This is a genomic window from Bradyrhizobium sp. U531, from assembly GCF_051710265.1.
Taxonomy (GTDB): Bacteria; Pseudomonadota; Alphaproteobacteria; order Rhizobiales; family Xanthobacteraceae; genus Bradyrhizobium.
Genome location: NZ_JASVEN010000008.1, coordinates 283694 through 309848, shown reverse-complemented (window position 1 = coordinate 309848; position 26155 = coordinate 283694). Strand labels below are relative to the sequence as shown.

General features: G+C 62.7%; 23 protein-coding genes and 1 pseudogene. 8 read left to right on the top strand and 16 right to left on the bottom strand.

The genetic code is table 11. The annotated features are described in order from the left end of the window. Positions 1-49: 49 nt before the first annotated feature. The 6 genes from QRQ56_RS30495 to rpmB form a co-directional block, all read right to left on the bottom strand. Entirely contained in the window at positions 50-589 is a 540-nt protein-coding gene (locus QRQ56_RS30495; RefSeq protein WP_438744970.1) for a hypothetical protein, read from the bottom strand. A 57-nt stretch (positions 590-646) separates the two neighbouring features. Further along, complete coding sequence (locus QRQ56_RS30490; protein WP_438744969.1) at positions 647-1216, bottom strand: hypothetical protein; 570 nt, start codon at positions 1214-1216, stop codon at positions 647-649. Between the two features lie 13 nt (positions 1217-1229). Beyond that, positions 1230-2465, bottom strand: a complete 1236-nt coding sequence (locus tag QRQ56_RS30485) for a hypothetical protein (RefSeq protein WP_438744967.1) — start codon at positions 2463-2465, stop codon at positions 1230-1232. A gap of 72 nt (positions 2466-2537) precedes the next feature. Then, entirely contained in the window at positions 2538-3020 is a 483-nt protein-coding gene (locus QRQ56_RS30480) for a hypothetical protein (RefSeq protein ID WP_438744966.1), read from the bottom strand. Beyond that, positions 3010-4839, bottom strand: a complete 1830-nt coding sequence (locus QRQ56_RS30475; RefSeq protein ID WP_438744965.1) for a Z1 domain-containing protein — start codon at positions 4837-4839, stop codon at positions 3010-3012. The genes QRQ56_RS30480 and QRQ56_RS30475 overlap by 11 nt, the downstream gene beginning before the upstream one ends. Before the next feature lie 199 nt (positions 4840-5038). Next, positions 5039-5350, bottom strand: coding sequence for a 50S ribosomal protein L28 (gene rpmB, locus QRQ56_RS30470; RefSeq protein ID WP_104466122.1), 312 nt, complete (start codon positions 5348-5350; stop codon positions 5039-5041). Positions 5351-5885: 535 nt separating this feature from the next. Here rpmB and QRQ56_RS30465 point away from each other — a divergent pair. The 5 genes and pseudogenes from QRQ56_RS30465 (at position 5886) to QRQ56_RS30445 (ending at position 12843) form a co-directional block, all read left to right on the top strand. Continuing rightward, positions 5886-6695 carry a DUF3108 domain-containing protein gene (locus QRQ56_RS30465; protein ID WP_438744992.1) on the top strand — a complete coding sequence of 270 codons (810 nt, stop codon included), beginning with the start codon at positions 5886-5888 and terminating at the stop codon, positions 6693-6695. A gap of 838 nt (positions 6696-7533) precedes the next feature. Next, entirely contained in the window at positions 7534-10944 is a 3411-nt protein-coding gene (locus QRQ56_RS30460) for a helicase-related protein (RefSeq protein WP_438744964.1), read from the top strand. Positions 10945-10954: 10 nt separating this feature from the next. Then, positions 10955-11218: pseudogene (locus tag QRQ56_RS30455) on the top strand (RNA-binding S4 domain-containing protein); the annotation flags it as partial. A gap of 132 nt (positions 11219-11350) precedes the next feature. After that, entirely contained in the window at positions 11351-11689 is a 339-nt protein-coding gene (gene fdxA / locus QRQ56_RS30450) for a ferredoxin FdxA (protein ID WP_247550341.1), read from the top strand. 347 nt (positions 11690-12036) lie between these two features. Then, on the top strand, positions 12037-12843 hold the full coding sequence (locus QRQ56_RS30445; protein ID WP_438744962.1) for a CarD family transcriptional regulator: 807 nt from the start codon (positions 12037-12039) through the stop codon (positions 12841-12843). 370 nt (positions 12844-13213) lie between these two features. Here QRQ56_RS30445 and QRQ56_RS30440 read toward each other — a convergent pair whose 3' ends face one another. Genes QRQ56_RS30440 through cyoA form a run of 7 tightly spaced genes read right to left on the bottom strand, consistent with a single transcriptional unit; the run spans position 13214 to position 20151 of the window. Continuing rightward, positions 13214-13747 carry a response regulator transcription factor gene (locus QRQ56_RS30440; protein ID WP_438744961.1) on the bottom strand — a complete coding sequence of 178 codons (534 nt, stop codon included), beginning with the start codon at positions 13745-13747 and terminating at the stop codon, positions 13214-13216. Further along, positions 13737-15140: an ATP-binding protein gene (locus tag QRQ56_RS30435; protein WP_438744960.1), complete on the bottom strand. Its 1404-nt coding sequence runs from the start codon at positions 15138-15140 to the stop codon at positions 13737-13739. Before QRQ56_RS30435 ends, QRQ56_RS30440 begins: the two co-directional genes overlap by 11 nt. Beyond that, positions 15112-15963 carry an SURF1 family protein gene (locus tag QRQ56_RS30430; protein WP_438744958.1) on the bottom strand — a complete coding sequence of 284 codons (852 nt, stop codon included), beginning with the start codon at positions 15961-15963 and terminating at the stop codon, positions 15112-15114. The genes QRQ56_RS30435 and QRQ56_RS30430 overlap by 29 nt, the downstream gene beginning before the upstream one ends. Next, entirely contained in the window at positions 15960-16340 is a 381-nt protein-coding gene (gene cyoD, locus QRQ56_RS30425; protein WP_438744956.1) for a cytochrome o ubiquinol oxidase subunit IV, read from the bottom strand. The genes QRQ56_RS30430 and cyoD overlap by 4 nt, the downstream gene beginning before the upstream one ends. Beyond that, positions 16337-16966, bottom strand: coding sequence for a cytochrome o ubiquinol oxidase subunit III (gene cyoC / locus QRQ56_RS30420; protein ID WP_438744955.1), 630 nt, complete (start codon positions 16964-16966; stop codon positions 16337-16339). The genes cyoD and cyoC overlap by 4 nt, the downstream gene beginning before the upstream one ends. Further along, positions 16967-18964: a cytochrome o ubiquinol oxidase subunit I gene (cyoB, locus tag QRQ56_RS30415; protein WP_438744954.1), complete on the bottom strand. Its 1998-nt coding sequence runs from the start codon at positions 18962-18964 to the stop codon at positions 16967-16969. It lies immediately after the preceding gene. A gap of 26 nt (positions 18965-18990) precedes the next feature. Further along, entirely contained in the window at positions 18991-20151 is a 1161-nt protein-coding gene (gene cyoA / locus QRQ56_RS30410; protein ID WP_438744953.1) for a ubiquinol oxidase subunit II, read from the bottom strand. A 179-nt stretch (positions 20152-20330) separates the two neighbouring features. Between cyoA and QRQ56_RS30405 the strand changes: the two genes are divergently transcribed. Next, on the top strand, positions 20331-21683 hold the full coding sequence (locus QRQ56_RS30405) for an MFS transporter (protein WP_438744952.1): 1353 nt from the start codon (positions 20331-20333) through the stop codon (positions 21681-21683). A gap of 48 nt (positions 21684-21731) precedes the next feature. Next, positions 21732-22133 (top strand): c-type cytochrome, encoded by a 402-nt coding sequence (locus QRQ56_RS30400; protein ID WP_438744950.1) that lies wholly within the window; start codon positions 21732-21734, stop codon positions 22131-22133. Positions 22134-22238: 105 nt separating this feature from the next. Here the strand turns inward: QRQ56_RS30400 and QRQ56_RS30395 are convergent, their stop codons facing one another. From QRQ56_RS30395 to QRQ56_RS30385, 3 genes are all read right to left on the bottom strand, one after another. Continuing rightward, positions 22239-23630, bottom strand: a complete 1392-nt coding sequence (locus QRQ56_RS30395; protein WP_438744991.1) for a M48 family metalloprotease — start codon at positions 23628-23630, stop codon at positions 22239-22241. Between the two features lie 135 nt (positions 23631-23765). Next, complete coding sequence (locus QRQ56_RS30390) at positions 23766-24617, bottom strand: thermonuclease family protein (RefSeq protein ID WP_438744990.1); 852 nt, start codon at positions 24615-24617, stop codon at positions 23766-23768. Further along, a complete protein-coding gene (locus QRQ56_RS30385) occupies positions 24614-24862 on the bottom strand; it encodes a hypothetical protein (RefSeq protein ID WP_438744994.1) in 249 nt (82 codons plus the stop codon). Before QRQ56_RS30385 ends, QRQ56_RS30390 begins: the two co-directional genes overlap by 4 nt. Here QRQ56_RS30385 and QRQ56_RS30380 point away from each other — a divergent pair. After that, a complete protein-coding gene (locus QRQ56_RS30380; RefSeq protein ID WP_438744949.1) occupies positions 24861-26069 on the top strand; it encodes an ABC transporter substrate-binding protein in 1209 nt (402 codons plus the stop codon). The two genes, QRQ56_RS30385 and QRQ56_RS30380, sit on opposite strands and share 2 nt — an antisense overlap. Positions 26070-26155 lie beyond the last annotated feature (86 nt).

Sequence of the window (26155 nt, the reverse complement as noted above, 5' to 3'; positions counted from 1 at the left end):
TCCATAAGGGCTGTTACACAGCACTCCTCTTAACCCGGCAAGACGGCCCTCACCGGAGGGAGACGGAGCAAACATGAATGGACGATTTGTCGTATACGATACGATGAACACCATCAGGGGAGTTCTTTGCGACAAGTGCATTTCTAATGGTCATCGGAGAGATCATTACAGACTGATCCAATACCTCCCTCTTTTCGAAGGCCTCAGCATATTGAGGCCAATCAGCAAATCGAGGAGCGACATAGTACGCCTCAGCCCCATCCATTTGAGCCTTCAAGAGGGTTTCGAATTGTCCGTCAGGTTCAGCAGTGTCAATTGAGAACCTAAAAAATGGTCGTTCGACTTCGGGGGCTGGATAGCGCCTATCCGTCCGCACAAACCTTTCTAAGGACTGCCCAAGTTTGAACTGCAATAAAAGTGGTACACCCGGCCTATCAAACCTTACGTCGAAGCCAAGACTTTTTTCCTGTATCAGGCTTGGCAAGAAGGGGACGGTCCTCATGCCCAGGCTCGAAAGAAGGTCTTCCGCCTCCCTTGTTGCGCCATATCCATAGGAGAACTCAGAAAGCCGCTCGTGCAATTCAATCATAAGCATTGGTCTCCGGAGAATGTCGACGGAGCTGCGGCTGCGGCGAGGATTGCTTAGTTACTCCGATCGCTTAACGTCCCTAGAAAGTTCGCCCCGCAGGAGCAGTTTCGAGACGACAGCTGAAGCGTGATTTTCATAGCTGCGCGTCGCAAGCAGCTGGAGGTGATGCCTTAGCCACATCTCGTCCCACAACTCCCAACCATTTCGTTGAAAGTGTGCTTGGATCGAAGCTCTACCCTTTTCGTCTGTCTTGCCGCAGACAAGACAGAGTTTGATTTCTGGATTGTCAGGGCAGAAGCCAGTCTCGAAGAGCTGTCGCTTCAAACGGCCGAACACCGTCTCACGCAATATGGGATCATTAAATAGTTTGTAACGATTTGCCTCAGGCGCCGTTGCGTCGAAGCCCTTAGCCTGCACTCCAGAGGAATCTAGATAGCTTTTGCACTCTACAACCGAGAGCACGTTTGACCTTCCGCTGTAGGCGACGATGTCTAGCTCCCATCGAGGGCAAGATGGTCGTCCGATCTTCCTTTTCTCTTCTTTGCTCAGCTCAACCTTGAATGACGTTCGAACCCAGTGCCCTTGAAGCCAGAGGATTTCCGCAACGACTTGCTCAAACGCGTCCATTGAGCGCTCACGATCATGGTTTCACAAACGAGAGGATTACCTCGCGACGCATCCGCCCATCCATGGAATCAATTGCTCGCTTCGCCGTAGGAGGTGGGAGATATCGCCTATTAGCAGGAAGCGTACGCGCGCGACGCCGCTGGGCCTGTAAGCCGAATCGCTCGGCGACGGCGGTTACGATCCTTGCATTGGGAATAAACGTGCCTCGGACTGTATTTTCGCCGACGACATAAACTGCCTTCCCGCCCGGCGAAAGAACGCGAGCGGCCTCGCCGACAGCCTGCATCATGTCATCTATATAGTGAGCTAACACTGCTTCATGGCGGGTGGAAAGTTTGGGTGTTAGTCTCAATTCCGAGATTATTTCTCGAATTTCTGGATCGTCGCTCGCGCCTTGATCCCCGCATTCTGTGCCAACACTTTCGGTGCGAATGTTCCCCAGTTCGCTAACCGTGTACCCCATCCAAACCAGTGAGAACTTACTGCAGCGCATGTAGTCGATTGCATTCAGGTAAGGTGGGGACGTCAGCACAAGATCAATGGTGCTATCCTTTATTGGAAGGTCCCGGGCGTCGCCGAGGATTGTCCGAGTGGCGGGCCCTTTCTCGGATGCGCTCCTAGCGATACAGTTCTTGAGTACGAGTTCGACTGCGGCAGAGAACTTATTGAATGGCTTTATCGGTGCACTTTCAAATGCGCGATGGGGCCGGCTATGCGATAGATCCATCGCTAGTGACGCGCCAGCCTGCTTGGTGATGATGAGACGCGAGAAGGCGCACCATAGTGCATCTCTAACGGAGTTGTTCTTTACGCAAAGGATCGCCTCAGCAAGCGAACTCAGTTGGCGGCGAGCGTAGTCGTCAAACCAGTAACGAACAAAACGGCGAGTTTCGAAATCCGAGTTTCGTGGATAAGCATCTCCAACATTCCGTGTGGTGAAGATGTCTCTGGCTTGCTCCAAGACGTAAGAGGCGGTCCTTCGAACCTGCGATGTGTCTACCGATGTCGTCCAAACTCGTGCGAGTAGAACGGCAAGCGGATCGATATCGATTCCTATCGCCGAATGTCCGCTTGCTCGTGCCATCGCGAGTACCGTTCCAGAGCCCATCATAGGATCGAGAACCCGAATTCTATCTTGCTCGTTGGTCAGGATATCGAGTGCAATCCCTGGGGCCATTCTTGCCGGAAATGGATGAACCGGGTCGCGTCCGAGAGCCTGATGTATGGTCTTCTTGTAAGTGTTGCTCATGGCTCTCCCCCGTCTAGAGACAGGGCTAAAGGGGTAAAGAAATAGATCGAGTTTCTGTGGCAAGGGTCGTGGCTAGCCCGAGGCATATCGCTCGCGCCCTCGTGTCTTGAGCGTTTCAGGAATCAGGCCAATCCCTCTTGCAACCTTATATTTCAGCTCACCGCGATTCCCCGCGAGTTCGTACTGCGTGCGAGGCGATCTAGATATGCTAACCCAAGCGTTCTCGCTCTCCTGGAAACTGACGATACTGTGCAGGTCGGCCATCGAGAGTGTCACTAGGCCGTCTGCCTTGCATACGAATACCATAAAAGAATCTGGAAATTTGTGCTCAAGATCGAGCAGGTCGGCGGCCTGCTCGATAGTGAACGTGAATCGCCAGGGCGACATGCGTTTGGACGAGTGCTTGATGTAAACGCCAACACGACCGTTCATCACGAAGGCGTTTATTCGCCCCTCGCGAACAAACGGGCGAAAAGACACCGACATGGAGTAGTCGTTCTCGACAGCAAGCTGTCTTAGGACGACGCCCTGATAGAATTCGTATTCATCCAACATTTTTTACGTTCTTCAAAAAGCTGATATTGCCATCGAATTTATAAATGACTCGTGCCTTGTTCTTTTTGTTGCGGAATATCTTGAAGTGATGAACCGCTTCGGGAAACTCGCGTTTGACTTGACCGAAAAGGCCCTTCTTGCGTTCGATCTTTTCGTGATCCGCGTCCTTCATTCCCTCGATATCGCTTGATCTATGCAGGGCTATAGAGGCTGATCCCTTAGGAAGAATTCTCTGCACATAGCGAAGCAAATAGTCGGGGAGGGCGTCGTTGCCAATCTTGTCTTGCAGTTGCTTCAAGCCGCTGATGGGGTCGTTGCTGCCCGTTATGATTTGTTCGAGGTCGGACGAGTAGTCAAAGATTGGAAACGTCATTTCTCCCTTATCAAGTAGCACATTGGCTTTATCAATGCTGTTCGAGGCAACGGCAGCAATTCTTTGATCCGCGAGCCAGACAGGGGAGCCTTTCTTCGTCTTAATTGCTTCGAGAGCCAGCTTGTGAAACGCAAAGCAACGTTGCCAGTCGAGGTATAACTGCTGAGGAATCGTCAGTTCAAAGTACGGAAGATGTTTCTTCCTCGATCCAAACATTCGGGCGCGCTGAATGTAGGTATCTTGCTGAATCTTGTGTTTCGAATCTCGCGTGAAGAACATCGAAAGTAGGTTGTCGAATGTAACTCCGCGGGAGACGATGTTGCCGCCTATCACGAAAGTAAACATTGCTGCGGGCGACGTTGCAGACTTGAAGTCGACGTTCTTGTCTCGTTCACTGTTCATGATGACAGTGCTGGTTTGGTCGCAGTTCTTCACGATATAGGCGAGAATGCTGCTGGCTTGCTCTGGTCCGTACAGCTTCGTGGCTATCTTATCTATTTCGTGGGTATAGGACTCGAACTTCTTCGAGTGAACATCTGTCAACGCATTCATTACGTCGTCGATTGGTTTTTTGTCCGACTTGTGGTCAAGCTTCTTTCCGCTTGTGTGGATAAGCATAGAGAAGTTTTCGTCGGACTTTGCCCCCAAGTTCAAAGCGGCGACTCGCACAAGAAATCTAAAGATCGCTTCGCGCAAATATTTTGGGCTGTCGTCAGTGTCTGGCAGCGTATGAAGAGAAAACTGTACGTCCGTGTCTAGCGGGAAGAAGATATCTTGCCCCGTATAAGCATCATGAGGCGGGAAATTGACCCATTTCTCGTTGTCGTTGTCGAAGGTGTTGTTCAGGTCGAGACGGGCAGGGGTGGCTGTGACGCCAATGTATATTCCGTCGTGACTTATTAGCTTTTTGATCAGCGCGTTTATCCGAGTCACATCGCTCTTGTTAATCAACGCGTTCGGTGTTGCGAAATCGGCTTCATCATCAATAATGACCTTGCTGCCAATCTTCTCCAGCTTTTGGTTTAGCTTCGTAAGGTCGCTCGCATTCTTCTTGCAAAAGATGACGTGGTAGCCTGTCGAAAGGGAATATTCTGGGTCGATGACTTCTGAGAAGTTGCGGGCTGCAGGTGAAAGCTTCGACCGTTGGAAACGATCTAGGTTTTGTTGGAGAAGCTGCACACTGTCGTTTAGTAGGTGCACGACAACTCGATGGCCATCATCCAATAGCCTCGCAGTGAGACAGATCATCATCTCGGTTTTGCCGCTTTGCGGTTCGCCGTATATGACGAATGATGTCGTTTTGCTGCTGAGGGTCTCGCAAGCGCTGGTGACAGCCGCCTCGATACAGGACGTCTGTTTGCCCGCCGTTTTGAGGCGGGCCAGTTGCGTTTGATATCTATCGCGCTGCTGCGCGATAGCCCGCAGCTGGCTGACGTCTAGCCCCAACCGAATGCCCCCTAGTTGAATTATCGTTTTTTGCGATCATAACGGGCAATGGTTTTGGGGCAAGATAGGCAGAGGTATAATGAGAATGCCTCGCACAAACAAAAACGGCCGGATCTTCCGATCCGGCCGCAACGCAAACTCTCAACTGGCTAAGCCTACGTCACGCGACGCAAACCAGCCTCCGTCCTAACGGTAAAACTTAGCTCGCCTTCTTCGCCGGCGCGGTGGTCGGGCCGACCTTCTTCTGGATGGCGCGCTTCAGCTCGAGGGCGCGCGGCGACAGGAGGTCCGCCTTGGCCTTGAGCAGGAAGGCGTCGAGGCCGCCATTGTGGTCGACGCTCTTCACCGCGTTGGTGGAGACGCGCAGGCGCACGTTGCGCTCCAGGGCTTCCGAGATGAAGGTCACGTTGACCAGGTTCGGCAGGAAGCGGCGCTTGGTCTTGATGTTGGAGTGGCTGACCTTGTGGCCGACGAGGGGGCCCTTGGCCGTCAGTTCGCAGCGGCGAGACATGGCATCATCCTTATCTAAAACCCCCAACGATGTGCGGCCGCCATTCTGGGCGCCACGGGGGCGAATTCTCTGTCCTTGCAGGGAGCGGGCGGACGTATAGGGGGGAAGGGGCGGCCAGTCAAGGTTTTGGGCGGGGATTCGTGCTCCCCGACAGGTGTCATCGCCCGGCTCGACCGGGCGATCCAGTACGCCGAGGCGTCGCGGCTGACCAGAGGGGTCGCGGCGTACTGGATGCCCCGGTCGAGCCGGGGCATGACAGCGGAGGGCGGGGAGAGGTCAGGGGCCCGCGGCTATCCCCCGATCACCAAAACGGCAATGTTTGTCGCGCCTTACCATCACATAAAGGGCGCAATCGCCGCCGAAGAGTCCGGTGGAGTTCCCGGGTGGACACGCCCGGACACATTGTGTGCCGCGGTTTTTGGCTTAAGTAACGGCCATCATGCCCCGATTGGCGCCCCGATTGGATAGTTTCGTGCTCACAACGCCCGCTTTAGCGCCCAAATTGCGCTCTGCTCGCCCGCGCCTGGCCGGTTGGCTGGCGGCGGCTTGCGGTCTCGCTGTGGCGTGGGCCGCGGCGCCGGCGGCGGCGCAGGGCAAGCTCGAGGCGCAATATGAGGCTTCGCTCGCCGGCATTCCCGTCGGCAAGGGCGGCTGGAACATCGACATCCAGGACGACGTCTTTTCGGCGGCCGCCGCCGGCGGCACCTCAGGCCTGCTGAAATCGTTCACGGGCGGGTCCGGCACGGGTGCCAGCCAGGGGCGCGTCGTCAATGGCGCGCTGGTTGCGACCGGCTACCAGGCTTCCACCACCACCTCGAAGAAGACCGAAGAGATCCGCATCACGCTCGACAAGGGCAATGTGAAGGATTTCGCGATCCTCCCCGAGCCGCCGGTCGATCCGGACCGCATCGTCGTCACCGACGCGCATCGCCGCGGCGTCTGGGACCCTATGACGGCCTCGCTGCTGCGCGTGCCCGGCACCGGCGATCCCGTCTCGCCGGAGGCCTGCCACAACGCGGCCCCCGTGTTCGACGGCCGCATGCGCTACGAGCTCAAGCTCGATTTCAAGCGCATGGAAAGCGTGAAGGCGGAGAAGGGCTATCGCGGCCCGGTCGTAGTCTGCGCGATCTATTTCGTGCCGGTCGCCGGCTACATCCCCGACCGTCCCGTGATCAAATACCTCGCCGCCCAGCGCAACATGGAAATCGCCTTCGCCCCCATCGCGGGCACCCGCATCCTGGTCCCGTTCTGGCTGAAAGTGCCGACCCCGCTGGGGCCGGCCATGCTGGAAGCAACCAGCTTCATCACCACCGCCCAGCCGCCGCGCGTGGCGAAAACGCAGTAAGCGGCCGCGCCCCGCTGCGTAGCCCGGCTGGAGCGCAGCACAATCCGGGGTTCACGGCCCCGGCTCCCCCGTATTCCGCTTCGCTCCATACGGGCTACGGGCTCTACGACCCTAAGGCCCTCCGTTAACCGTCACCCTGAGGCGGCCGCCGCGTCGGCGGCCCTCGAAGGGCGACGGCCCCCGCTCTCACCGCAGCATCTCCGCCGGATCCGGGCGGTTCATCCTTCGAGGCTCCCGGCACGATGCCCGGCACCGCGCCGCTCGCGCCTCAAAATAAGGGAGAAAAAGCGCAACAATTTCAATGACCATTCTACTGTGCATGGGGTTGTTTTCGCGAAAATGAGGTGGGGAGGCCTGCCGCCGGGAATCCATTTGACTCCTCCCCGATTCTGATTCGACTCCGCGCCGTCCCCAACTTAAGCCTTTTCGCCATTGCATCGTCACTTGTACGACAGCCGAAAACTCCATCTAGTTGTACCCAATAGGACTCCCGCGACATGTTGCGTGAACGGAACGGGACTCCCAGGGGAGTCAGCGATTCGGCCGCGATTCGTTCTAGAGTCGTTCCGAAGCTTAAGACGAACGGGAAAAGCGTCGCAAAGTGAGACAGTTGCGGGAGGTTTTGGGAAGCCGTTCCCACGCACACGGTGTCATCGCCCGGCTTGACCGGGCGATCCAGTACGCCGGGGCGGTTGTGGTTGAGCGGACAGGCTGCGGCGTACTGGATGCCCCGGTCAAGCCGGGGCATGACAGCGATGGATGCGGATGGCGCCCTGCACGTCACCGCCCCAATCCAGCACTGACATTCGCCCAAATCGGCACTACCTAATCACCCAGAATGCCCTTTTCTTCTCCCCCCTTCGCTTCCGAGCGCGCAGCCTCCGATCGAATGCCTGGCGATCGCGTGCTTGGCGCCGGCGTCACTGCGGTGCTCGGGCCGACCAACACCGGCAAGACCCATCTCGCGATCGAGCGGATACTGGCGCACCCTTCGGGGATGATCGGCCTGCCGCTGCGCCTGCTCGCGCGCGAGGTCTACAACAAGATCGCCGCACGGGTGGGCAGCGACGCGGTCGCGCTCGTCACCGGCGAGGAGAAGATCAAGCCGAAGAGCCCGCGTTACTGGGTCTCCACCGTCGAGGCGATGCCGCGGGATCTCGACCTCTCCTTCCTCGCCGTCGACGAGGTGCAGATCGCGTCCGATCTCGAACGCGGCCACGTCTTCACCGATCGCATCCTCAACCGCCGCGGCCGCGACGAGACGCTGCTGCTGGGCGCCGCCACCATGCGCCCGATCATCGAGCGGCTCTTGCCCGGCGTCTCCATGATCACGCGGCCGCGCCTGTCGCAGCTCGAATTCGCCGGCGACCGCAAGATCACGCGCCAGCCGCGCCGCACCGCCATCGTCGCGTTCTCCGCGGATGAAGTTTACGCCATCGCCGAGCTGATCCGCCGCCAGCATGGCGGCGCCGCCGTCGTGCTGGGCTCGCTGTCGCCGCGCACGCGCAATGCGCAGGTGGAGATGTTCCAGAACGGGGACGTCGACTATCTCGTCGCCACCGACGCCGTCGGCATGGGTCTCAATCTCGACGTCGACCACGTCGCCTTCGCCTCCGACCGCAAGTTCGACGGCTACCAGTTCCGCCGCCTGACGCCGTCCGAATTCGCGCAGATCGCGGGCCGCGCCGGCCGTGCCACCCGCAACGGCACCTTCGGCACCACCGGCCGCTGCGCGCCGTTCGAGCCCGAGCTCGTCAACGCGCTGCAGAACCACACTTTCGATCCCGTGAAGATGCTGCAATGGCGCAATGCGAGGCTGGATTTCGCCTCGCTCGGCGCGCTGCAGGTCTCGCTGAACCTCGCCCCCGGCCACGAGGCGCTGACGCGCGCGCCCGTCGCCGAGGACATGCGCGTGCTCGACCATGCCGCTCGCGACGCCGAGGTGCGCGATATCGCGCATGGCAAGGCCGCCGTGGAACGGCTGTGGGAGGCCTGCCAGGTCCCGGACTACAGGAAATTGTCGCCGGCGGCCCATGCCGAGCTGGTGACCACGCTTTACGGCTTCCTGATGCGGAAGGGCTGCATCCCCGATGCCTGGTTCGAAGCCCAGGTCACCCAGGCCGACCGCACCGACGGCGACATCGACACGCTGTCGGCCCGGATCGCGCAGATCCGCACCTGGACCTTCGTCGCCAACCGCCCGGACTGGCTGAAAGACCCCGATCGCTGGCAGGGGGTGACGCGGGAGGTCGAAAATAAATTATCGGATGCGCTCCACGAACGCTTGACTGAGCGTTTCGTTGATCGCCGGACCAGTGTATTGATGCGCCGCCTGCGGGAGAACACGAGCTTGAATACTGAAATCGGCAAGACCGGCGAAGTCATCGTCGAAGGCCACGTCATCGGCCGCCTCGACGGCTTCACCTTTGCACCGGATGCGGCGGAAGCAGGCTCCGATGCGAAAGCCTTGCAGGCTGCAGCGCAAGCGGTGCTCGCCGGCGAGATCAACGCGCGCGCCGAACGGCTCGGCAACGCGCCGGACGATCAGTTCGTGCTGACCTCGGAAGGCATCATCCGCTGGACCGGCGATGCCGTGGCGCGGCTGTCTGCCGCAGAGGACGCGCTGCATCCGCGCATCCGCATCATTTCCGACGAAAGGCTCACCGGGGCGCCCCGCGAAAAAGTGCAGGCCCGGCTCGAGCTCTGGCTCAAGGCCCATATCGAGAAGCTGCTCGGGCCGATGTTCGAGCTCAGCAAGGCCGAGGACGTCACCGGCATCGCCCGCGGCATCGCCTACCAGCTCGTCGAGGCCCTCGGCGTGCTGGAGCGGCCGAAGATTGCGAACGAGCTGAAGGATCTCGACCAGCCTTCGCGCGCGGTGCTGCGGAAGTACGGCGTCCGCTTCGGCGCCTATCACATCTATTTCCCCGGCCTGCTCAAGCCCGCCGCACGCGCGCTCGCCGCGCTGCTGTGGGCGCTGAAGCAGGACAATGTCGATCTGTCCTCGCTGTCGGGCGCGCAGCACCTGGCCTCCTCGGGCCGGACCTCGTTCCCGGTCGACAAGGCGCTGCCGCGCGATGCCTATCGCGTGCTCGGCTACAAGCAGGCCGGCGAGCGCGCCGTGCGCGTCGACATCCTGGAGCGTCTTGCCGATCTGATCCGCCCGGCGCTGGCCTGGCGCGAGAACGCGTCCGGCGAGAAGCCCGCCGGCGCCTTCGACGGCCGCAGTTTTGTCGTCACGCAGGCGATGACTTCGCTCACCGGTTCGGCGGGCGAGGATTTCGCCTCGGTGCTGCGCGCGCTCGGCTATCGCATGGAGAAGCGTCCGCCGCTGCCGCAGAAGCCGGCCGCTGCAGAAACCGTCGCGGCCGAGACGCCGCCGGTCGAAACCAGCGCCGAGACCTCGACCGAGACCGCCGCGGAGGCCGTCACCGGCGTGCCCGAGCAGGTCCCGACCGAAGTCGCGCCGGAGGCCGTCACCGTCGAAGACGCGCCCGGCATGGAGCTGCAGGACGAGCCTGCGCCGGCGGAGCCCGCGCTGGAAGCCTCTCCCGACGCTCCCGTCACGCCCGAAGATGCCCCCGGCATCGCGCCGCCGGCGGAAGAGCCCGCGGCTGAGGCCGCTCCCGCCGAAGCCACCGCCGCCGTGGAAGCCGCCGCGTCGCCCGACGCCGCCGCGCCTGAAACTGCGGCAGCGCCCGCCGAACCCGAGCTCGTCGAGGTCTGGCGTCCCGGTGGCCGTCACGAGGATCGCAAACCGCGCCACGAGCGCCACCGCCACCAGCGTCACCACAACAACCAGCGTCCGCAGGCCGGTGCCGAGGCCGGCGCAGCGCCCGCCGAAGGCGAAGCTGCGCAAGCGGCCGATGGCGAGAAGCGGGGCGAGCGCCGTCATGGCGGCGGTCACCGTCGCGACGGCAACAGGGACTTCCGCAAGCCGCGCGAAGGTGGCGGCGAAGGCGCACCGCGTCCCGAGGGGCGCGACGACAAGAACCGCCGCTTCGAAGGCAAGGACCGCGACAACAAGGGGCGCGATCGCGACAAGGGCAAGTTCGGCGGCGACCGCGACAAGGGCCGCGACAACCGTGGCCGTGACCGCGACAAGGGCCGCGATCGCCAGGGCGGTCCGTCGCTGCGTCCCTACGCCTCGAGCGCGAACCCGCGCGAGCGCGACCGTCCGGCCGATCCGAACTCGCCCTTCGCCAAGCTCGCCGCGCTGAAAGAGCAGCTCTCGGGCCGCAAGGAGTAGTCCCACGAGCGAGCGGCAGCGCCTCGACAAATGGCTGTGGCACGCGCGGGTGGTGAAGGCGCGCACCTCCGCGGCCGAGCTCGTCGAAAAGGGCCATGTTCGCGTCAACGGTGAGCGGGAGAAGTCGCCGGGGCACGCGATCAAGATCGGCGACGTCATCACCGTCGCGCTCGATCGTACCGTGCGGGTGTTGAAGGTGATTGGTTTCAGCGAGCGCCGCGGCGATGCTGCCTCGGCACGGGTGCTCTACGAGGAGCTCGGGATGCGCAATTAATTGCGCTTCTAATTCATTTCTTGGTCGATCAAACACACAAAGCCGTCATGATCGGGGCTTCCCGACCTTGCGGTGCCGGGCCATCCGCGCTACGCAAGCCGCGACTTCTAAGAGAGCTTTTCGGAGCGTTGGATGACTTACGTCGTCACTGAAAACTGCATCAAGTGCAAGTACACCGACTGCGTCGAGGTCTGCCCGGTCGACTGCTTCTACGAGGGTGACAACATGCTTGTCATCCACCCGGACGAGTGCATCGATTGCGGCGTGTGCGAGCCTGAATGCCCCGCCGACGCCATCAAGCCGGACACCGAGCCGGGCCTGGAAAAGTGGCTCGAGGTCAACGCTGACTACGCCAAGAGCTGGCCGAACATCACCCAGAAGAAAGAATCACCTGCCGACGCCAAGGAATTCGACGGCATGGAAGGCAAGTTCGAGAAATATTTTTCTCCGAACCCCGGCTCCGGTGACTAATTCGGGCCCAAACTTAACCCTAATAGCGGCGTTGCCGCCGAAAACCAGCCCTCAAGACCCCTAAATCATTGATTTTTGCGGGAAATGTGCTATATTGGGCACATTAAGCCGAACCCCGTCAGCCCCGTTGGCCCCTCAGGGTTCCCGTGAAACCAAATGTCGAACAGGGGCGTGGCAGTTTCCGCGCGCAGGCTGTGTCACAGAAAACGCGTAAAAAGAGTACTTCAGCGAGGGCTTCCCATAAGGAGGCCAAAAAAGTCGCCACGGCCAGCCGTAGCGCATCCAAGGGTCGGGCCGCTGCCAAGGCGCCGCCGGCTGCAAAGTCCTCGAAGAACAAAAGAAGCGCAATGCCGAACAAGACTGCCAAACCGGCCGCGAAAGCGACCGTTGCCAAGCCTGCTGCCAAGTCTGTGACTGCCAAGGCTCCCGTGGCCAAGCCGGCCGCGCCGAAGGCTCCTGTTGCTGCTGCTCCTGCCAAGGCTCCCGTCGCTGCCAAGCCGGTTGCGAAGCCCGTTGCTGCGCCGAAGGTCGAGGAAAAGAAGGTCGTGACCCAGCGTCAGGGCTTCAAGGCCAACGAATTCGTCGTCTATCCCGCTCACGGCGTCGGCCAGATCCTGGCCATCGAGGAGCAGGAGATCGCCGGTGCGAAGCTCGAGCTGTTCGTCATCAACTTCATCAAGGACAAGATGACGCTGCGCGTGCCGACCGCCAAGGTCGCCAATGTCGGCATGCGCAAGCTGTCCGAGCCCGCCCTCGTCAAGAAGGCGCTCGAGACGCTGAAGGGCCGCGCCCGCGTCAAGCGCACCATGTGGTCGCGCCGCGCCCAGGAATACGAAGCGAAGATCAATTCGGGCGACATCGTCGCGATCGCGGAAGTCGTGCGCGATCTCTACCGCTCGGAATCGCAGCCGGAGCAGTCCTACTCGGAACGCCAGCTTTATGAAGCGGCGCTCGATCGTCTGTCCCGCGAGATCGCGGTGGTGCAGCACTCGACCGAGACCGAAGCGGTCAAGGAGATCGAGGCCCAGCTCGCCAAGAGCCCGCGCCGCAACGCCAAGGCGGAAGCCGCCGAGGGCGAAGGCGAGACGGATGCCGAGGGCGAAGCCGACGACAGCGATGGCGACGACACCACCGTCGCCGACGAGGCTGCGTAAGCGCTTTCATCGCGTCGATCGCAACAGATCAAAAGCCCGGCCGTTCGGCCGGGCTTTTTTGTGCGTGATCTGCCTGACGATGTGGCGGACAGGACGAATCGGGTTTTGTAGCCCGGATGAGCGAAGCAATATCCGGGAGCGGTCTCTCCGCCGATGCAAAGGCCCCGGATGTCGCTTCGCTCATCCGGGCTACGGCAACTGCGCAAACAATCAAAAGCCCGGCCATTCGGCCGGGCTTTTTGTTTGGGGGATGTTTGTCGAAGACGACGGGAAGTTTTGTGCAAGAGCCATCTCAACAAACTCAGTGTCGTCCCGGCGTTCGCCGGGACGACGAGAGGAAAGAGCTTCGTCAAACGACGCGCGACGGGCCTCACTTCACCGGCCGCTTCTCGAGCTTCCTCGCCAGCGTCCTGCGGTGCATCCCCAGCCGCCGCGCCGCCTCGGAGATGTTGAAATCGGTCTCGATCAGGGTCTGGTGGATGCGCTCCCATTCCAGCGTCTTGATCGAGGTCGGCCGTGCGTCGAGCGCGACCTCGGTATTGCCTTCGGCCTTGTTGAAGGCGGCCTCGATGTCGTCGGTGTTGGACGGCTTTGCGAGATAGTGGCAGGCGCCCAGCTTGATCGCCTCGACGGCGGTGGAGATGCTGGCAAAGCCGGTCAGCACAACGATCAGCATGTCCGGATCATGGGTGTGCAGAAGCTCGACGCAGGCGAGGCCGGAAGCGCCGCCGAGCTTGAGGTCGACCACGGCGTGGCCGAAGGTCCGTTCCTCCAGAGCCTTGCGCGTGTCCTCGATCGATGCGGCCAGCACGACATCATAGCCGCGGCGCTCGAACGAGCGCTTCAGCGTGCGCGCAAAACCTTCGTCGTCCTCGACGACGATGAGCGAACGGTCAGGCGTCAAAATTCCCTCCGATCGCGAGCGTAGCGAGCGGCAGCGTCAGACGCACGGTCGCGCCGCGCTTCCTGTGGTTCTCGGCGGTCACGCTGCCGCCGAGCTTGCGCACCACATTCACCACCAGGAACAGGCCGAGCCCGCCGCCGAGGCGACCCTTGCTGGACTGATAGGGCTTTCCGAGCTGTGCCAGCATCTCCGGCGCGAAGCCCGGGCCGCGATCGCTGATCGACAGCACGAGGTTGTCGCCCTCGCGGTCGGCCACGAGCTCGACCCATTCACGCGAGACCTCGTAGGCGTTGTCGAGCACATTGAAGATGACCTGCTTCAAGGCGATGTCGGAGACGATCGCGACGTCCGCGCCGAACGTATTGACGAAATAGAGCGTCCGCGCCGAGCGCGCATCGCGCCATTCGTCGACCAGGGCGGTCACGAAGGCCGTCACCGTGGTCGGGGACGAGCCTTCGCCGCGCGCCTCGCCCGCCGAGACCAGAATGCCCGTCACGATCGACTTGCAGCGCTGCAGCGAGGTCTCCATCTCCGTGAGATCCTCGGCGAGCTCCTGATCGGCTGCCAGATCCGGCATGCGGCGCCAATCGCTGAGGATCACGGACAGCGAGGCGAGCGGCGTGCCGAGCTCATGCGCCGCGCCCGAGGCGAGCAGGCCCATGCGCACGATGTGGTCCTGCTCGGCGGCATGCTGGCGCAGCGCCGCCAGATGCGCATCCCGCTCGCGCAGATTTCGATTGATGCGGGTGACGAACACCACCAGCAGCACGGCGTTGAGCACGAAGCCGAGTAGCATGCCGGCGACCGTGAGCGTGTAGGTCTCGCTCAATGGATTCGGCGGCAGGTCCAGAGGGCGGTAAGCCAAGGTCAGCCAGACAAAACTCGCGCAGGTCAGCGCGACCAGCGACCAGGTCGAGCGCGCATCGAGCAGCACCGCGCCGAGCGTCACCTGCAGCAGGAACAGCGAGGTGAAGGGATTGGTCGCGCCGCCCGAGAGGTAGAGCTGCGCGGTCAGCGCGGCGACGTCCAGCATCAGGGCGACCAGCAGCTCGTTGTTGGTGATCGCGGCGCGATGGCGCACCCAGATCAGGCTGGTGACGTTGAGCAGCACCAGCGCGCCGATCACCGCGACCATCCGCTCCAGGGGCAGGGGAATGCCGAGCCCGAAATGCACGCCGCCGATGGTGACGATCTGGCCGACCACCGCGGTCCAGCGCAACTGGATCAGCAGCGCCATGTTCTTGCGGTTGGTCTCGTCGTCGGTCGGCGTCGGGCCGATCAGCTCGCTGCGCGCGTCCGCCTGCGATTGCAGCGTGACGGAGAACGCGTCATGCGCAAGCGTCTGGGAAAGCGTCTTTCCGTCGTCAGGCCTGTTCGACGATCGTTCCAGCATCTGATCCCGTCCTGCGCATGGCGGCATCTGGGCCGCCGGCCGGTTCGTGGACGAAGCGCTTGCGGCGGAACAGCCCGCCGCCGAATGTGACGAAAAGCCTGCCGGCGAGCATGAAGGCCAGGGCAAACCACGTCAGCGCGTAGATCAGGTGGTTATTGGGAAAGCGCACCACGGTCAATCCGCCGATGGGCCCGCCGGCGGATTGTGATCCCGCGTCGGCATCCACGAAGAAAGGTGCGACATTCTGCAGGCCGCGCGACGCCGCGATCGCGGCGACATCCCGCGAATACCAGCGGTTGTGCTGGGGGACGTTGTTCCGGAGGAAGCCGCCTTTGGGCTCCGTGACGCGAAGCAGGCCGGTGATTGCGACCTCGCCGTCCGGATTGCCGTGCTGGCGCGTCGATGGCTCATGCCGCTCCGACGGCACGAAGCCGCGGTTGACCAGAACGAGCGTGCCGTCACCACGCTGGAGCGGCGTCAGCACCCAATAGCCCGGGCCTTCCTCGGTCACGGCCTGCACCAGCGTCTCGCGGTCATGCAGGAGGCGGCCGGTGACGCCGACATGCCTGTATTCGTCGCCTGCAGCGCTGACCATGGACCATGCCGCGGGCGAGGGAATCGGCTGAGCCGGGGCGTGAATGCGCTGCTCGACACGGTCGATCAGCGCCAGCTTCCAGGCGCGCCGTTCGATCTGCCAGACGCCGAGGGCGATCAGGACGATGAAGGCGGCCAGCGAAAGGACCGTGAGCCACAGGGAGGGGGTGCGCTCAGCCTTGCCGCGCGACGCGCCATCCTTGTCCGTCACGGTCCCGGTCTCGCTCACTTCATGCCGCTCATCTGGTGCATCGGCATCATGTTGCTGTTGAGGTGGCTCATCACCCACAGCGAACCCGACAGCGCGATCACGACCATGACGATGGTGAAGATCAAGGCCATCATGGTCCAGCCATTCTCGGACTTGGGACTCATGTGCAGGAAGTAGATCATGTGCACGACGATCTGCACGACCGCGAAGGCCATGATGACCAGCGCGGTGATCTGCTTGCTCGGCAGCGTGCCGCTCATCACCAGCCAGAACGGGATCGCGGTCAGCACGACCGAGAGCACGAAGCCGAGCATGTAGCCCGAGAACGTGCTGTGGGCGTGGCCGCCTTCGTGGTGATGGTCGCCTGCGTGCGCGGCGTGGGTATCGGTACTCATCGCAGAACTCCCAGGAGATAGACGAAGGTGAAGACGCCGATCCAGACCACGTCGAGGAAGTGCCAGAACATCGACAGGCACATCAGGCGGCGGCGGTTGGCCTCGATCAGGCCGAACTTGCCGACCTGCACCATCAGCGTCACCAGCCAGATCAGGCCGCAGGTGACGTGCAGGCCGTGGGTGCCGACCAGGGTGAAGAAGGCGGACAGGAAGGCGCTGCGCTGCGGCGTGGCGCCTTCGTGGATCATGTGGGCGAACTCGGTGAGCTCGATGCCGATGAAGGCGGCGCCGAACAGGCCGGTGATCGCCAGCCACATTTGCGTCTGCGCGATCTTGTTCTGCTGCATCGTCAGCACCGCAAAGCCGTAGGTGATCGACGACAGCAGCAGCATCGAGGTGTTCACCGCGACCAGGTCGAGGTCGAACAGGTCCTTTGGCGCCGGGCCGGCGGCGTAATTGCCGCCGAGCACGCCGAAGGCGGCGAACAGCATCGCGAAGATGAGACAGTCGCTCATCAGGTAGATCCAGAAGCCCAGCGAGGTGCTCCAGCCTTCCGGATGCGGGTGTTCGTCGGCGACGTAGAAGACCGGCTCGCCGGTTTGCGAGGAATTGACAGCGACAGTCATTTACTTGGCTCCGGCGAGCAGTTTGGTGCGCGCATCCTCGGTCCGGATGACGTCGTCAGCCGGAATGTCGAAGTCGCGGTGATAGTTGAAGGTGTGACCGATCCCGACGACGAGCATCGCGGCGAAGCTCACGGCGGCCAGCCACCAGATGTACCAGATCAGGCCGAATCCCATCGCGGTGGCGAGACCGGCGAGAATGATTCCGGTGCCGGTGCTGGAGGGCATGTGGATCGGCTTGAACCCGGTCAGCGGACGCTGGTAGCCGCGCCTCTTCATGTCCCACCACGCGTCATTGTCGTGAACGACGGGGGTGAAGGCGAAGTTGTAGTCCGGCGGCGGCGAGGAGGTCGCCCATTCCAGCGTGCGCGCGTCCCAGGGATCGCCGGTGACGTCCTTGAGCTGCTCGCGCTTGAGGAAGGAGACCGCGAACTGCATCAGCATCGAGAGGATACCGAGGAGGACGAGGAAGGCACCGATTGCGGCAATCACGAACCAGATCTGCAGGCTCGGATCGTCGAACACGCGCAGGCGGCGGGTCACGCCCATCAGGCCGAGCACGTAGAGCGGCATGAAGGCGAGGTAGAAGCCGACGACCCAGAACCAGAACGACAGCTTGCCCCAGAACACATCGAGCTTGAAGCCGAACGCCTTCGGGAACCAGTAGTTGATTCCGGCAAACGCGCCGAACACCACGCCGCCGATGATGACGTTGTGGAAATGCGCGATCAGGAACAGGCTGTTGTGCAGCACGAAGTCGGCCGGCGGCACCGCGAGCAGCACGCCGGTCATGCCGCCGAGCACGAAAGTCAACATGAAGGCGATCGTCCACAGCATCGGCAATTCGTAGCGGATACGGCCGCGATACATCGTGAACAGCCAGTTGAACATCTTCGCGCCCGTCGGGATCGAGATGATCATCGTGGTGATGCCGAAGAACGAGTTGACGCTGGCGCCCGAGCCCATCGTGAAGAAGTGGTGCAGCCACACCAGGTACGACAGGATGGTGATGACGACGGTGGCGTAGACCATCGAGGTGTAGCCGAACAGGCGCTTGCCGGAGAAGGTCGAGGTCACTTCCGAGAAGATGCCGAAGGCCGGGAGAACCAGGATGTAGACCTCGGGGTGACCCCAGATCCAGATCAGGTTCACGTACATCATCGGGCTGCCGCCGAAATCGTTGGTGAAGAAGTTGGTGCCGACATAGCGGTCGAGCGACAGCAGTGCGAGCACGACGGTCAGGACCGGGAAGGAGGCCACGATCAGGACGTTGGTACAGAGCGAGGTCCAAGTGAACACCGGCATCTTCATCATGGTCATGCCGGGGCAGCGCAGCTTGACGATGGTGCAGATCAGGTTGATGCCGGACAACGTCGTGCCGACGCCGGCGACCTGCAGCGCCCAGATGTAATAATCGACGCCGACATCGGGACTGTAGCCGATGTTCGACAGCGGCGGATAAGCCAGCCAGCCGGTGCGGGCGAATTCGCCGATGAACAGCGAAGCCATCACCAGCACCGCGCCGCCGACCGTCATCCAGAAGCTGAAATTGTTCAGGAACGGGAACGAGACGTCGCGCGCGCCGATCTGCAGCGGCACGACGTAGTTCATCAAGCCGGTGACCAGCGGCATCGCCACGAAGAAGATCATGATCACGCCGTGGGCGGTGAAGACCTGGTCGTAGTGATGGCTGTTGAGATAGCCTTCCGAGCCGCCAAAGGCGAGCATCTGCTGGCCGCGCATCATCAGCGCGTCGGCAAAGCCCCGCAGCAGCATGACGATGCCGAGGATCATGTACATGATGCCGATGCGCTTGTGGTCCACGGTGGTGAACCATTCGCGCCAGAGATAGCCCCAGAGGCGGAAATAGGTGAGGCCGCCGAGCAGCGCGGCGCCACCGAGCGCAACCACCGCGAAGGTGCCGACGACGATCGGCTCGTGCAGCGGCAGCGATTCCAGGCCGAGCCGGCCGAAGATGAGCTTGAGAAAATCAGGAGACATGCGGGGATCTCTTTAGGAGTCTGACTTCAGGAATCGGACTTGGGACGCTGTCCGAGGAAGAAGGACGAGGACTTCAGCGGCGCGAAGATCGGCCGCTTCAGGCCGGCGCCGAGGAGCGGCGCGGTGTCGGTGGGAGCCTTGATCGACGCGGTGGTCTGTCCCTGCGGAGCGTCCGGCGTGCAGGTGCCGGCGACGAAGGTCGGCTCCGGCCCGAGCGGCGCGCCGCGGCGGGCGTATTTGTCGTAGGTGAGAGGCAGGGTGTTGTTGAGGCCCTCATGGCCGCGACCGCCCTTGGCGTCGATTGCCATCATCTCGCTCTGGCACATCTTGCCGGTCTCAACGCACATGTTGAGGATCAGGCGGTAGAGATCGGCATCGACGGTGCCCCAGCGGCGCACCGGCTCGTTCTGGCTGGGCTTCTCCAGCTGCAGATATTCGGCGCGGCTGAGCGCGCCGCCGGCGGATTTGGCCTTGGCGATCCAGTCGTCAAAGCCCTTGTCGTCGAGGCCCTGAAAATTGAAGTGCATGCCGGAGAAGCCGGCGCCGCTGTAGTTCGCAGAAAAGCCCCTGTAGGTGCCGGCGTGGTTCACCACGGCGTGGAGCTTGGTCTCCATGCCCGGCATCGCGTAGATCTGGCCGGCGAGTGCGGGGATGTAGAACGAGTTCATCACCGAGGACGCGGTGATGCGGAAATTGATCGGACGATCGACGGGAGCGGCGAGATCGTTGACGGTCGCGATGCCGTAGTCCGGATAGATGAAGAGCCACTTCCAGTCGAGCGCGACGACATCGACCTCGAGCGGAGCCTTGGAGTGGTCCACGGCGCGGTCGGCATGGATGCGGCCGAGGGTGCGATAGGGGTCGAGCAGATGCGTGCCCATCCAGGTCAGCGCGCCCAGGCACACGATGATCAAGAGCGGCGCCGACCAGATCACCAGCTCCAGCGCGGTCGAGTGATCCCATTCCGGCTCGTAGCGGGCCTCGGTATTGGACTGGCGATAGCGCCAGGCAAACAGCACCGTCAGCGCCATCACGGGCACGACGATCAGGAGCATCAGGACGGTGGAGATGATGACGAGGTCGCGCTGCTGGGCAGCGATATCGCCGGCGGGCGCCAGCACGACGTAGTCGCAGCCGCTCAGCGCAGCAGCCAGAGGTAGTAGCGCCAGGATCTTGAGACGAGACACGGGCCGAGCCTTTGAGAATGAGTTTCTTTTGCGGGGCCAACGGGTAGCTGCGGCGCAGCAATCCGGACATTGGACAATTTGTCCAATGTTGCAGTGCGGGATGTTGGGCCAGACAGGCAAGACTGCCTGGCCCCAGCCGGGCGGTCGGCTTTGGTTTTCAGGACGTTAAGGGCGCACGCATGGCGACGGCACAGACCCCCGCAATGGCAGACCTCCACACGGGCGAGCACGGCCACGACCAGGCCAGTCCCGGCGAGATCGCCATCGGCGTCATCATCGGCCGCACCTCGGAATTCTTCGACTTCTTCGTCTTCGCGATCGCCTCGGTGATCGTGTTCCCGCGCCTGGTGTTCCCGTTCGCGAGCGAGCTGACCGGCACGCTTTATTCGTTCATGATCTTCGCGCTGGCCTTCATGGCTCGTCCCATCGGCACCGTCATTTTCATGACGGTCGACCGGGAGTACGGCAAGACGGCCAAGCTGGTCTCAGCGCTGTTCCTGCTCGGCACTGCCACCGTGGCGCTGGCGTTCCTGCCCGGCTATCACGAGATCGGTGTCGCCGCGATCTGGCTGCTGGGGCTGGCGCGCATCGCGCAGGGTCTGGCCTGGGGCGGCGCCTGGGACGGCATGGCCTCGCTGCTGGCGCTGAATGCGCCGCCGTCCAAGCGCGGCTGGTACGCGATGGTGCCGCAGCTCGGCGCTCCGCTCGGGCTGATCGTGGCGAGCGCGCTGTTCGCCTATTTCGCCGGCAATCTCTCCGCCGATGATTTCTTCGACTGGGGTTGGCGCTACCCGTTCTTCGTCGCCTTCGCCATCAACGTGGTGGCGCTGTTCGCGCGCCTGCGCATGGTGACGACGGAGGAATATTCCTCGCTGTTCGAGACCCGCGAATTGCAGCCGGCGCGCATCTCCGAGACGGTCGCGCGCGAGGGCCAGAACATCATGCTGGGCGCGTTCGCGCCGCTGGCGAGCTTCGCGCTATTCCACATGGTCACGGTGTTTCCGCTGTCCTGGGTGTTCCTGTTCACCCGCGAAAGCCCGGTGCGCTTTTTGATCATCGAGATCGTCGCCGCCGTGTTCGGCGTCGGCGCGATCGTGCTCTCCGGCGTCATCGCCGACCGCGTCGGCCGCAAATCGCTGCTGATGGGATCGGCGATCGCGATCGCGATCTACAGCGGCTTTGCTCCGCAGCTGCTCGATGCCGGTGCGTTCGGCGAGACCATCTACATGGTGATCGGCTTCATCCTGCTCGGCCTGTCGTTCGGTCAGTCGTCGGGTGCGATCGCCTCGAACTTCCGCCAGGCCTATCGCTACACCGCCTCCGCGCTGACGTCGGACATGGCCTGGCTGTTCGGCGCCGGCTTCGCCCCGCTGGTCGCGCTGCTGCTCGCCACCAATCTCGGCGTCATCGCCTCGGGTGCGTATCTGCTCTCGGGCGCGTTCTGGACGCTGCTCGCGCTCTGGCTCAGCGGCCAGCGTGAGGACGGCGACATGGACGCGGGCACGCAAGCCACGTCCCGCGGCCAGGAATAAATCTTCGGCCGGGCGATCCTGTTTGTGGCCACGCAAGCAGGAGATGCCATGAGCGCCCGGTCCGGTTCCGCCCCTTCGCGAAGCTCTGCACGCCCCGTCCTCGCGGCCATCGCCATTGCGATCGCCGGCGCGAGCGGGCCCGCCCATGCCAGCGGCGACGTCGCGCGCGGTCAGACGCTCTACAAGGGCTGCGCGGATTGTCATTCGATCAACGAGAATGCGGTCGGCCCGATGCACAAGGGCCTGGTCGGCCGCAAGGCGGGCAGCGTTCCCGGCTATGACTATTCGCCCGACCTGAAGGCATCGGGGATCGTCTGGACCGAGGAAAATCTCGACAAATGGCTGGCGGGACCGCAGGCCATGGTGCCGGAGACGAAGATGTTCTTCGATGTGCCCGACGCGCAGGATCGCGCGGATATCATCGCATATTTGAAGGAGAAGGCGCGCTGATCTGTAGCCCGGATGGAGCGCAGCGCAATCCGGGAAAGTCTCTCCGCGGGCAGAAGCCCCGGATTGCGCTGCGCTCCATCCGGGCTACGCAGACAGTCTGCTTGGTCAATCCGCCACGACCTTCACGCGATCGCGCACCTTCACCTGCGCGGTGCGATCGAGCCCGTTCAGCACGCGAAAGCGTTCGGCGGGATGATCGACGCCGGCCATGCGGTGGGACAGCGATTCCACGGTGTCGCCGGGCTGCACGGTGATGACCTTGATGCGCAGCGGCCGCGCTGCCTGGATCTCGTCGAGCGTCAGGCGGCGGAACGAATTGACGGTCTCGCGCGCGTTGCGCTCGCTCTCTGTCGATTTCTGCCGTGTCGCGAAGATGAAGCGGTAGACGTCGCTGCCGAAGCGCAGCGCGTAGACCTTGAACTGCCACTGGTCGCCCTTGGCGGTGGCCGACGCGGCCGGGAAGCCGTTGATGGTGACATCCTCGGTGGACGCCTTCTCGACGCCCTCCATCCAGCCGGAATTGAGATAGTCGCCGAGCGACTGCTCGGCCGGTACGCGCACCACGTCGAAACGCATCGCCTGCGCGCCGCCTTCGCGCACGCCGATCACGGCCTGTGCGGTGTTGTCGAGCGTGAAATTATCAGGCGCCTGGAAGGTGAAGCCGAGCTTCGGGTGCAGGAAACGGCGGCCGCGGACGAAGCCCTCGCTGGGGTCTTCGCCGTAGACGAGATTGTCGATCGCCGCGAGATAGGTCTCGCGGTCGCGTTCGGCGCCTTCAGGCGCGGTGTATTGCCGCGCGATGGTCTGCGCGTTCTGCACCCGCTCCGGGGTTGCCGGATGCGACGAGGTGAAATCCTGCGCGCGCGGATCGAGCGAAGACTTGCCGGCCTTCAGCTCGGCATTGCGCTCCATCGCCGAGAGGAATCGCGCGGCACCATAAGGGTCGAAATGCGCCTTGGCGGAGATGCCGACGCCGATGCCGTCGGCCTCGAACTCCTGCTTGCGCGAAAAGCTCGCCATGGTGAGCTTGGTCTTGGCCAGCGCCAGCGCGGTGAGGTCGGGGTCGTTGCTCATGTCGGTGACGACACGGGTGACGATCGCGGCCTGGCGGGCCTGGTCTTCGCGCATCGCGGCGTGCTTGGACAGCACATGCGCCATCTCGTGGCTGAGCACGGAGGACAATTCAGAGGTGTCGCTGGCGAGCGCGAGCAGGCCGCGCGTGACATAGAGCTGGCCGTTCGGCAGCGCGAAGGCGTTCACCGCGCCGGAATTGAGGATGGTGACCCGGTAGCCTTGGTCGGGACGGTCGGAGGCGGCGACGAGCCGGTCGACGGTCTTGCTGACGAGCGATTCGAGCCGGGGATCGTCATAGGTCCCGCCATAGCTCGCCAGGATGCGCTCGTGCTCCTTCTCGGTGGCGGGGGTTTGCGCGACGGCCGGCTTCGGCTTCGGCATGGCGACGGTCGCCGGGACAGCGGCGGTCTGGAACCGGCCCATGTCGCCGCAGCCCGCCAGCGCCGTGCCCAGCAAAAGGCAAAGCACGGCCGGCGCAGCCCGCAGGCGGCGGCCTTCAGTCCGTACGTGCCGTTCTAGCACCCCATTCACGTCGCTTAACCCGTGCCTGGCCCTGCTTTAGGGCCTTTCCCCTGTCGGCTCGTTTGCGCCCAGCAACTCGACCTGTCCCACGAGCCGCACATCGATCCGCGGTCCCGTACTTCCCTCGACCCAGCCCCGGACTCGAATACGCTTACTTTCCAGGGACTTAGGGGTGATGCCGGCGCTTTCGAACGCCGCTAGCGTGCGCTTTGAAATAGTCGCGGCGAAGCCCCGTGTCCAGTTTCGTCCGAAGTTGAGGTAGGTCATTGCCCCAGCTTGCCGGACCGACAGGACTTTACCCTCGACCACCATAAAACGCCCGATCCCCGCCAAAATATCGTCCGGACTTTCCGCGTTTTTTATGGCCGACGGGTCAGCCCAACTGCCCATTTTTTGGCGCCGTGCCGCGGCTTCGGCCGCCATCAGGGCGGCGGCGCAGTCCTTGTCCGTGATTTCGGCGGAGACCAGGGCGTCGCCCTGGGCCAGCAGCATGGCCTGCACGGAGGCCTCACTCTCGCCGATGAAGACCAGCGCGCCCTGGCGGCCGTAGCGGTCCGGCGTGTCGTCGGTGCCGCGCAAGCTGACGTCGCGGCCGGCGAGCAGCGATGTCAGGGCCTGCCTGGTGTTCGCCGTGGGCTCGATGCCGCTGAGGCGGATTTCGCGGCCGTCATCGAGACGCACGCTGCGCGCATCGACGATCGCGGCGACGCGGCCTTCGCCTTGCGACTCGAATTGGCATGGCGTCGCGAGCGCGGCGCGGCTCGCGACGAGGATGAATGCGGCGATGAGATGAAGCAGTCGCGTCACGTGACCCGGAGAGGTTGCGTTGCGCTCTGGTTTTAACCCAAGCGTAGCGGGTCGCGAAGAGGCTTCGTCGCATTCCGTCATTGCGAGCGCAGCGAAGCAATCCAGAATCCCTCCGCGGAAAGACTCTGGATTGCTTCGCTGCGCTCGCAATGACGTGGAGAGATCTTTCGTCCTCTCGTCATTCCGCTTTGCGGAAAGCACGCAATGATCATCGATCTCCATCGCACCTCGCGCTTGCTGCGCTGTTGCGCATGCGGCATGATTGCGGCAACACCAATAACCAAGCCGCCATTCAGAGACAGGCGATAAAGGGAGATCTTTTCCATGAAGAATATTATGTCCGGCATTTTTGCCGCAGCGTTTGCGTTGAGCGCGAGCGCCGCTGCGCAGGCCCAGGACAAGCCGCCGCTGAAGATCGGCGGCATCTTGGACATGTCGAGCCTCTATGCGGACATCACCGGACCCGGCAGCGAGACCGCGGCCAAGATGGCCGTGGAGGATTTCGGCGGTGAGGTGCTCGGGCGCAAGATCCAGGTTCTCGCGGCCGACCATCAGAACAAGGCCGATCTCTCAGGCAACATCGCCCGCGACATGCTCGACAACCAGGGCGTCGAGATGATCTACGACGTCGCGGCCTCCGCGACCGCGCTTGCCGCCGGCGAGATCGCCAAGGCGCGCAACAAGATCATCATGTTTAACGGCCCGGGCTCGATCCGCCTCACCAACGAGGCCTGCGGTCCCTACACCATCCATTACGTGTTCGACACCTACGGCCAGGCCAACGTCACCGGCCTTGCGGCCGTGAAGTCGGGCCTCGACAGCTGGTTCTTCCTCACCGCCGACTATGCCTTCGGCCAGGACCTGGAAAAGGACACCAGCGCCGTCGTCACCAAGACCGGCGGCAAGGTGCTGGGCAGCGTGCGCCATCCGCTCAATACGTCGGATTTCTCGTCCTTCCTGCTGCAGGCGCAGGCCTCCAAGGCCAAGGTGATCGGCCTCGCCAATGCCGGCGGCGACACCGTCAACGCCATCAAGCAGGCGGCCGAGTTCGGCATCACCAAGGGCGGCCAGAAGGTCTCGCCGCTGCTGGCCTTCGTCACCGACATCGACTCGATCGGGCTCGAGACCGCGCAGGGCCTGCTGTTGGCCGAAGCCTTCTACTGGGACATGAATGACGAGACGCGCGCCTTCTCCAAGCGCTTCCAGGAGCGCGTGAAACGGCCGCCGACCTCGGCGCAGGCCGGCGTCTATTCCTCCATCACGCATTACCTGAAGGCGGTGAAGGCGGCCGGCACGACCGATGCGGCGGCGGTGATGAAGATCATGAAGGAAACGCCGATCAACGACTTCTTCGCCAAGAACGGCAAGATCCGCGACGACGGCCGCATGATCCACGACATGTACCTGTTCGAGGTGAAGAAGCCGTCGGAGTCGAAAGGCCGCTGGGACGATTACAAGCTGCTCGCCACCGTGCCCGGCAGCGAAGCCTTCCAGTCGCTGGAGCAGTCGCGCTGCCCGCTGGTGAAGAAGTGACGGCGTGAGCCGTCGTGACGACGAGCGCGCCCAACAATAGGTCGTCATCCCGGGGCTCGCGAAGCGAGAACCCGGGATCCATCGGG

Bases quoted from the DNA above. Each gene is read 5' to 3' on its own strand.
- fdxA (WP_247550341.1), top strand. From the start codon at position 11,351: ATGACTTACGTCGTCACTGAAAACTGCATCAAGTGCAAGTACACCGAC.
- QRQ56_RS30405 (WP_438744952.1), top strand. From the start codon at position 20,331: ATGGCGACGGCACAGACCCCCGCAATGGCAGACCTCCACACGGGCGAG.
- rpmB (WP_104466122.1), bottom strand. From the start codon at position 5,350: ATGTCTCGCCGCTGCGAACTGACGGCCAAGGGCCCCCTCGTCGGCCAC.
- QRQ56_RS30400 (WP_438744950.1), top strand. From the start codon at position 21,732: ATGAGCGCCCGGTCCGGTTCCGCCCCTTCGCGAAGCTCTGCACGCCCC.
- QRQ56_RS30495 (WP_438744970.1), bottom strand. From the start codon at position 589: ATGATTGAATTGCACGAGCGGCTTTCTGAGTTCTCCTATGGATATGGC.
- cyoD (WP_438744956.1), bottom strand. From the start codon at position 16,340: ATGAGTACCGATACCCACGCCGCGCACGCAGGCGACCATCACCACGAA.
- QRQ56_RS30445 (WP_438744962.1), top strand. From the start codon at position 12,037: ATGCCGAACAAGACTGCCAAACCGGCCGCGAAAGCGACCGTTGCCAAG.
- QRQ56_RS30485 (WP_438744967.1), bottom strand. From the start codon at position 2,465: ATGAGCAACACTTACAAGAAGACCATACATCAGGCTCTCGGACGCGAC.
- QRQ56_RS30395 (WP_438744991.1), bottom strand. From the start codon at position 23,630: ATGGGCCGGTTCCAGACCGCCGCTGTCCCGGCGACCGTCGCCATGCCG.
- QRQ56_RS30460 (WP_438744964.1), top strand. From the start codon at position 7,534: ATGCCCTTTTCTTCTCCCCCCTTCGCTTCCGAGCGCGCAGCCTCCGAT.
- QRQ56_RS30390 (WP_438744990.1), bottom strand. From the start codon at position 24,617: ATGACGGAATGCGACGAAGCCTCTTCGCGACCCGCTACGCTTGGGTTA.
- QRQ56_RS30385 (WP_438744994.1), bottom strand. From the start codon at position 24,862: ATGGAAAAGATCTCCCTTTATCGCCTGTCTCTGAATGGCGGCTTGGTT.
- QRQ56_RS30435 (WP_438744960.1), bottom strand. From the start codon at position 15,140: ATGCTGGAACGATCGTCGAACAGGCCTGACGACGGAAAGACGCTTTCC.
- QRQ56_RS30380 (WP_438744949.1), top strand. From the start codon at position 24,861: ATGAAGAATATTATGTCCGGCATTTTTGCCGCAGCGTTTGCGTTGAGC.
- cyoB (WP_438744954.1), bottom strand. From the start codon at position 18,964: ATGTCTCCTGATTTTCTCAAGCTCATCTTCGGCCGGCTCGGCCTGGAA.
- QRQ56_RS30490 (WP_438744969.1), bottom strand. From the start codon at position 1,216: ATGGACGCGTTTGAGCAAGTCGTTGCGGAAATCCTCTGGCTTCAAGGG.
- QRQ56_RS30480 (WP_438744966.1), bottom strand. From the start codon at position 3,020: ATGTTGGATGAATACGAATTCTATCAGGGCGTCGTCCTAAGACAGCTT.
- cyoC (WP_438744955.1), bottom strand. From the start codon at position 16,966: ATGACTGTCGCTGTCAATTCCTCGCAAACCGGCGAGCCGGTCTTCTAC.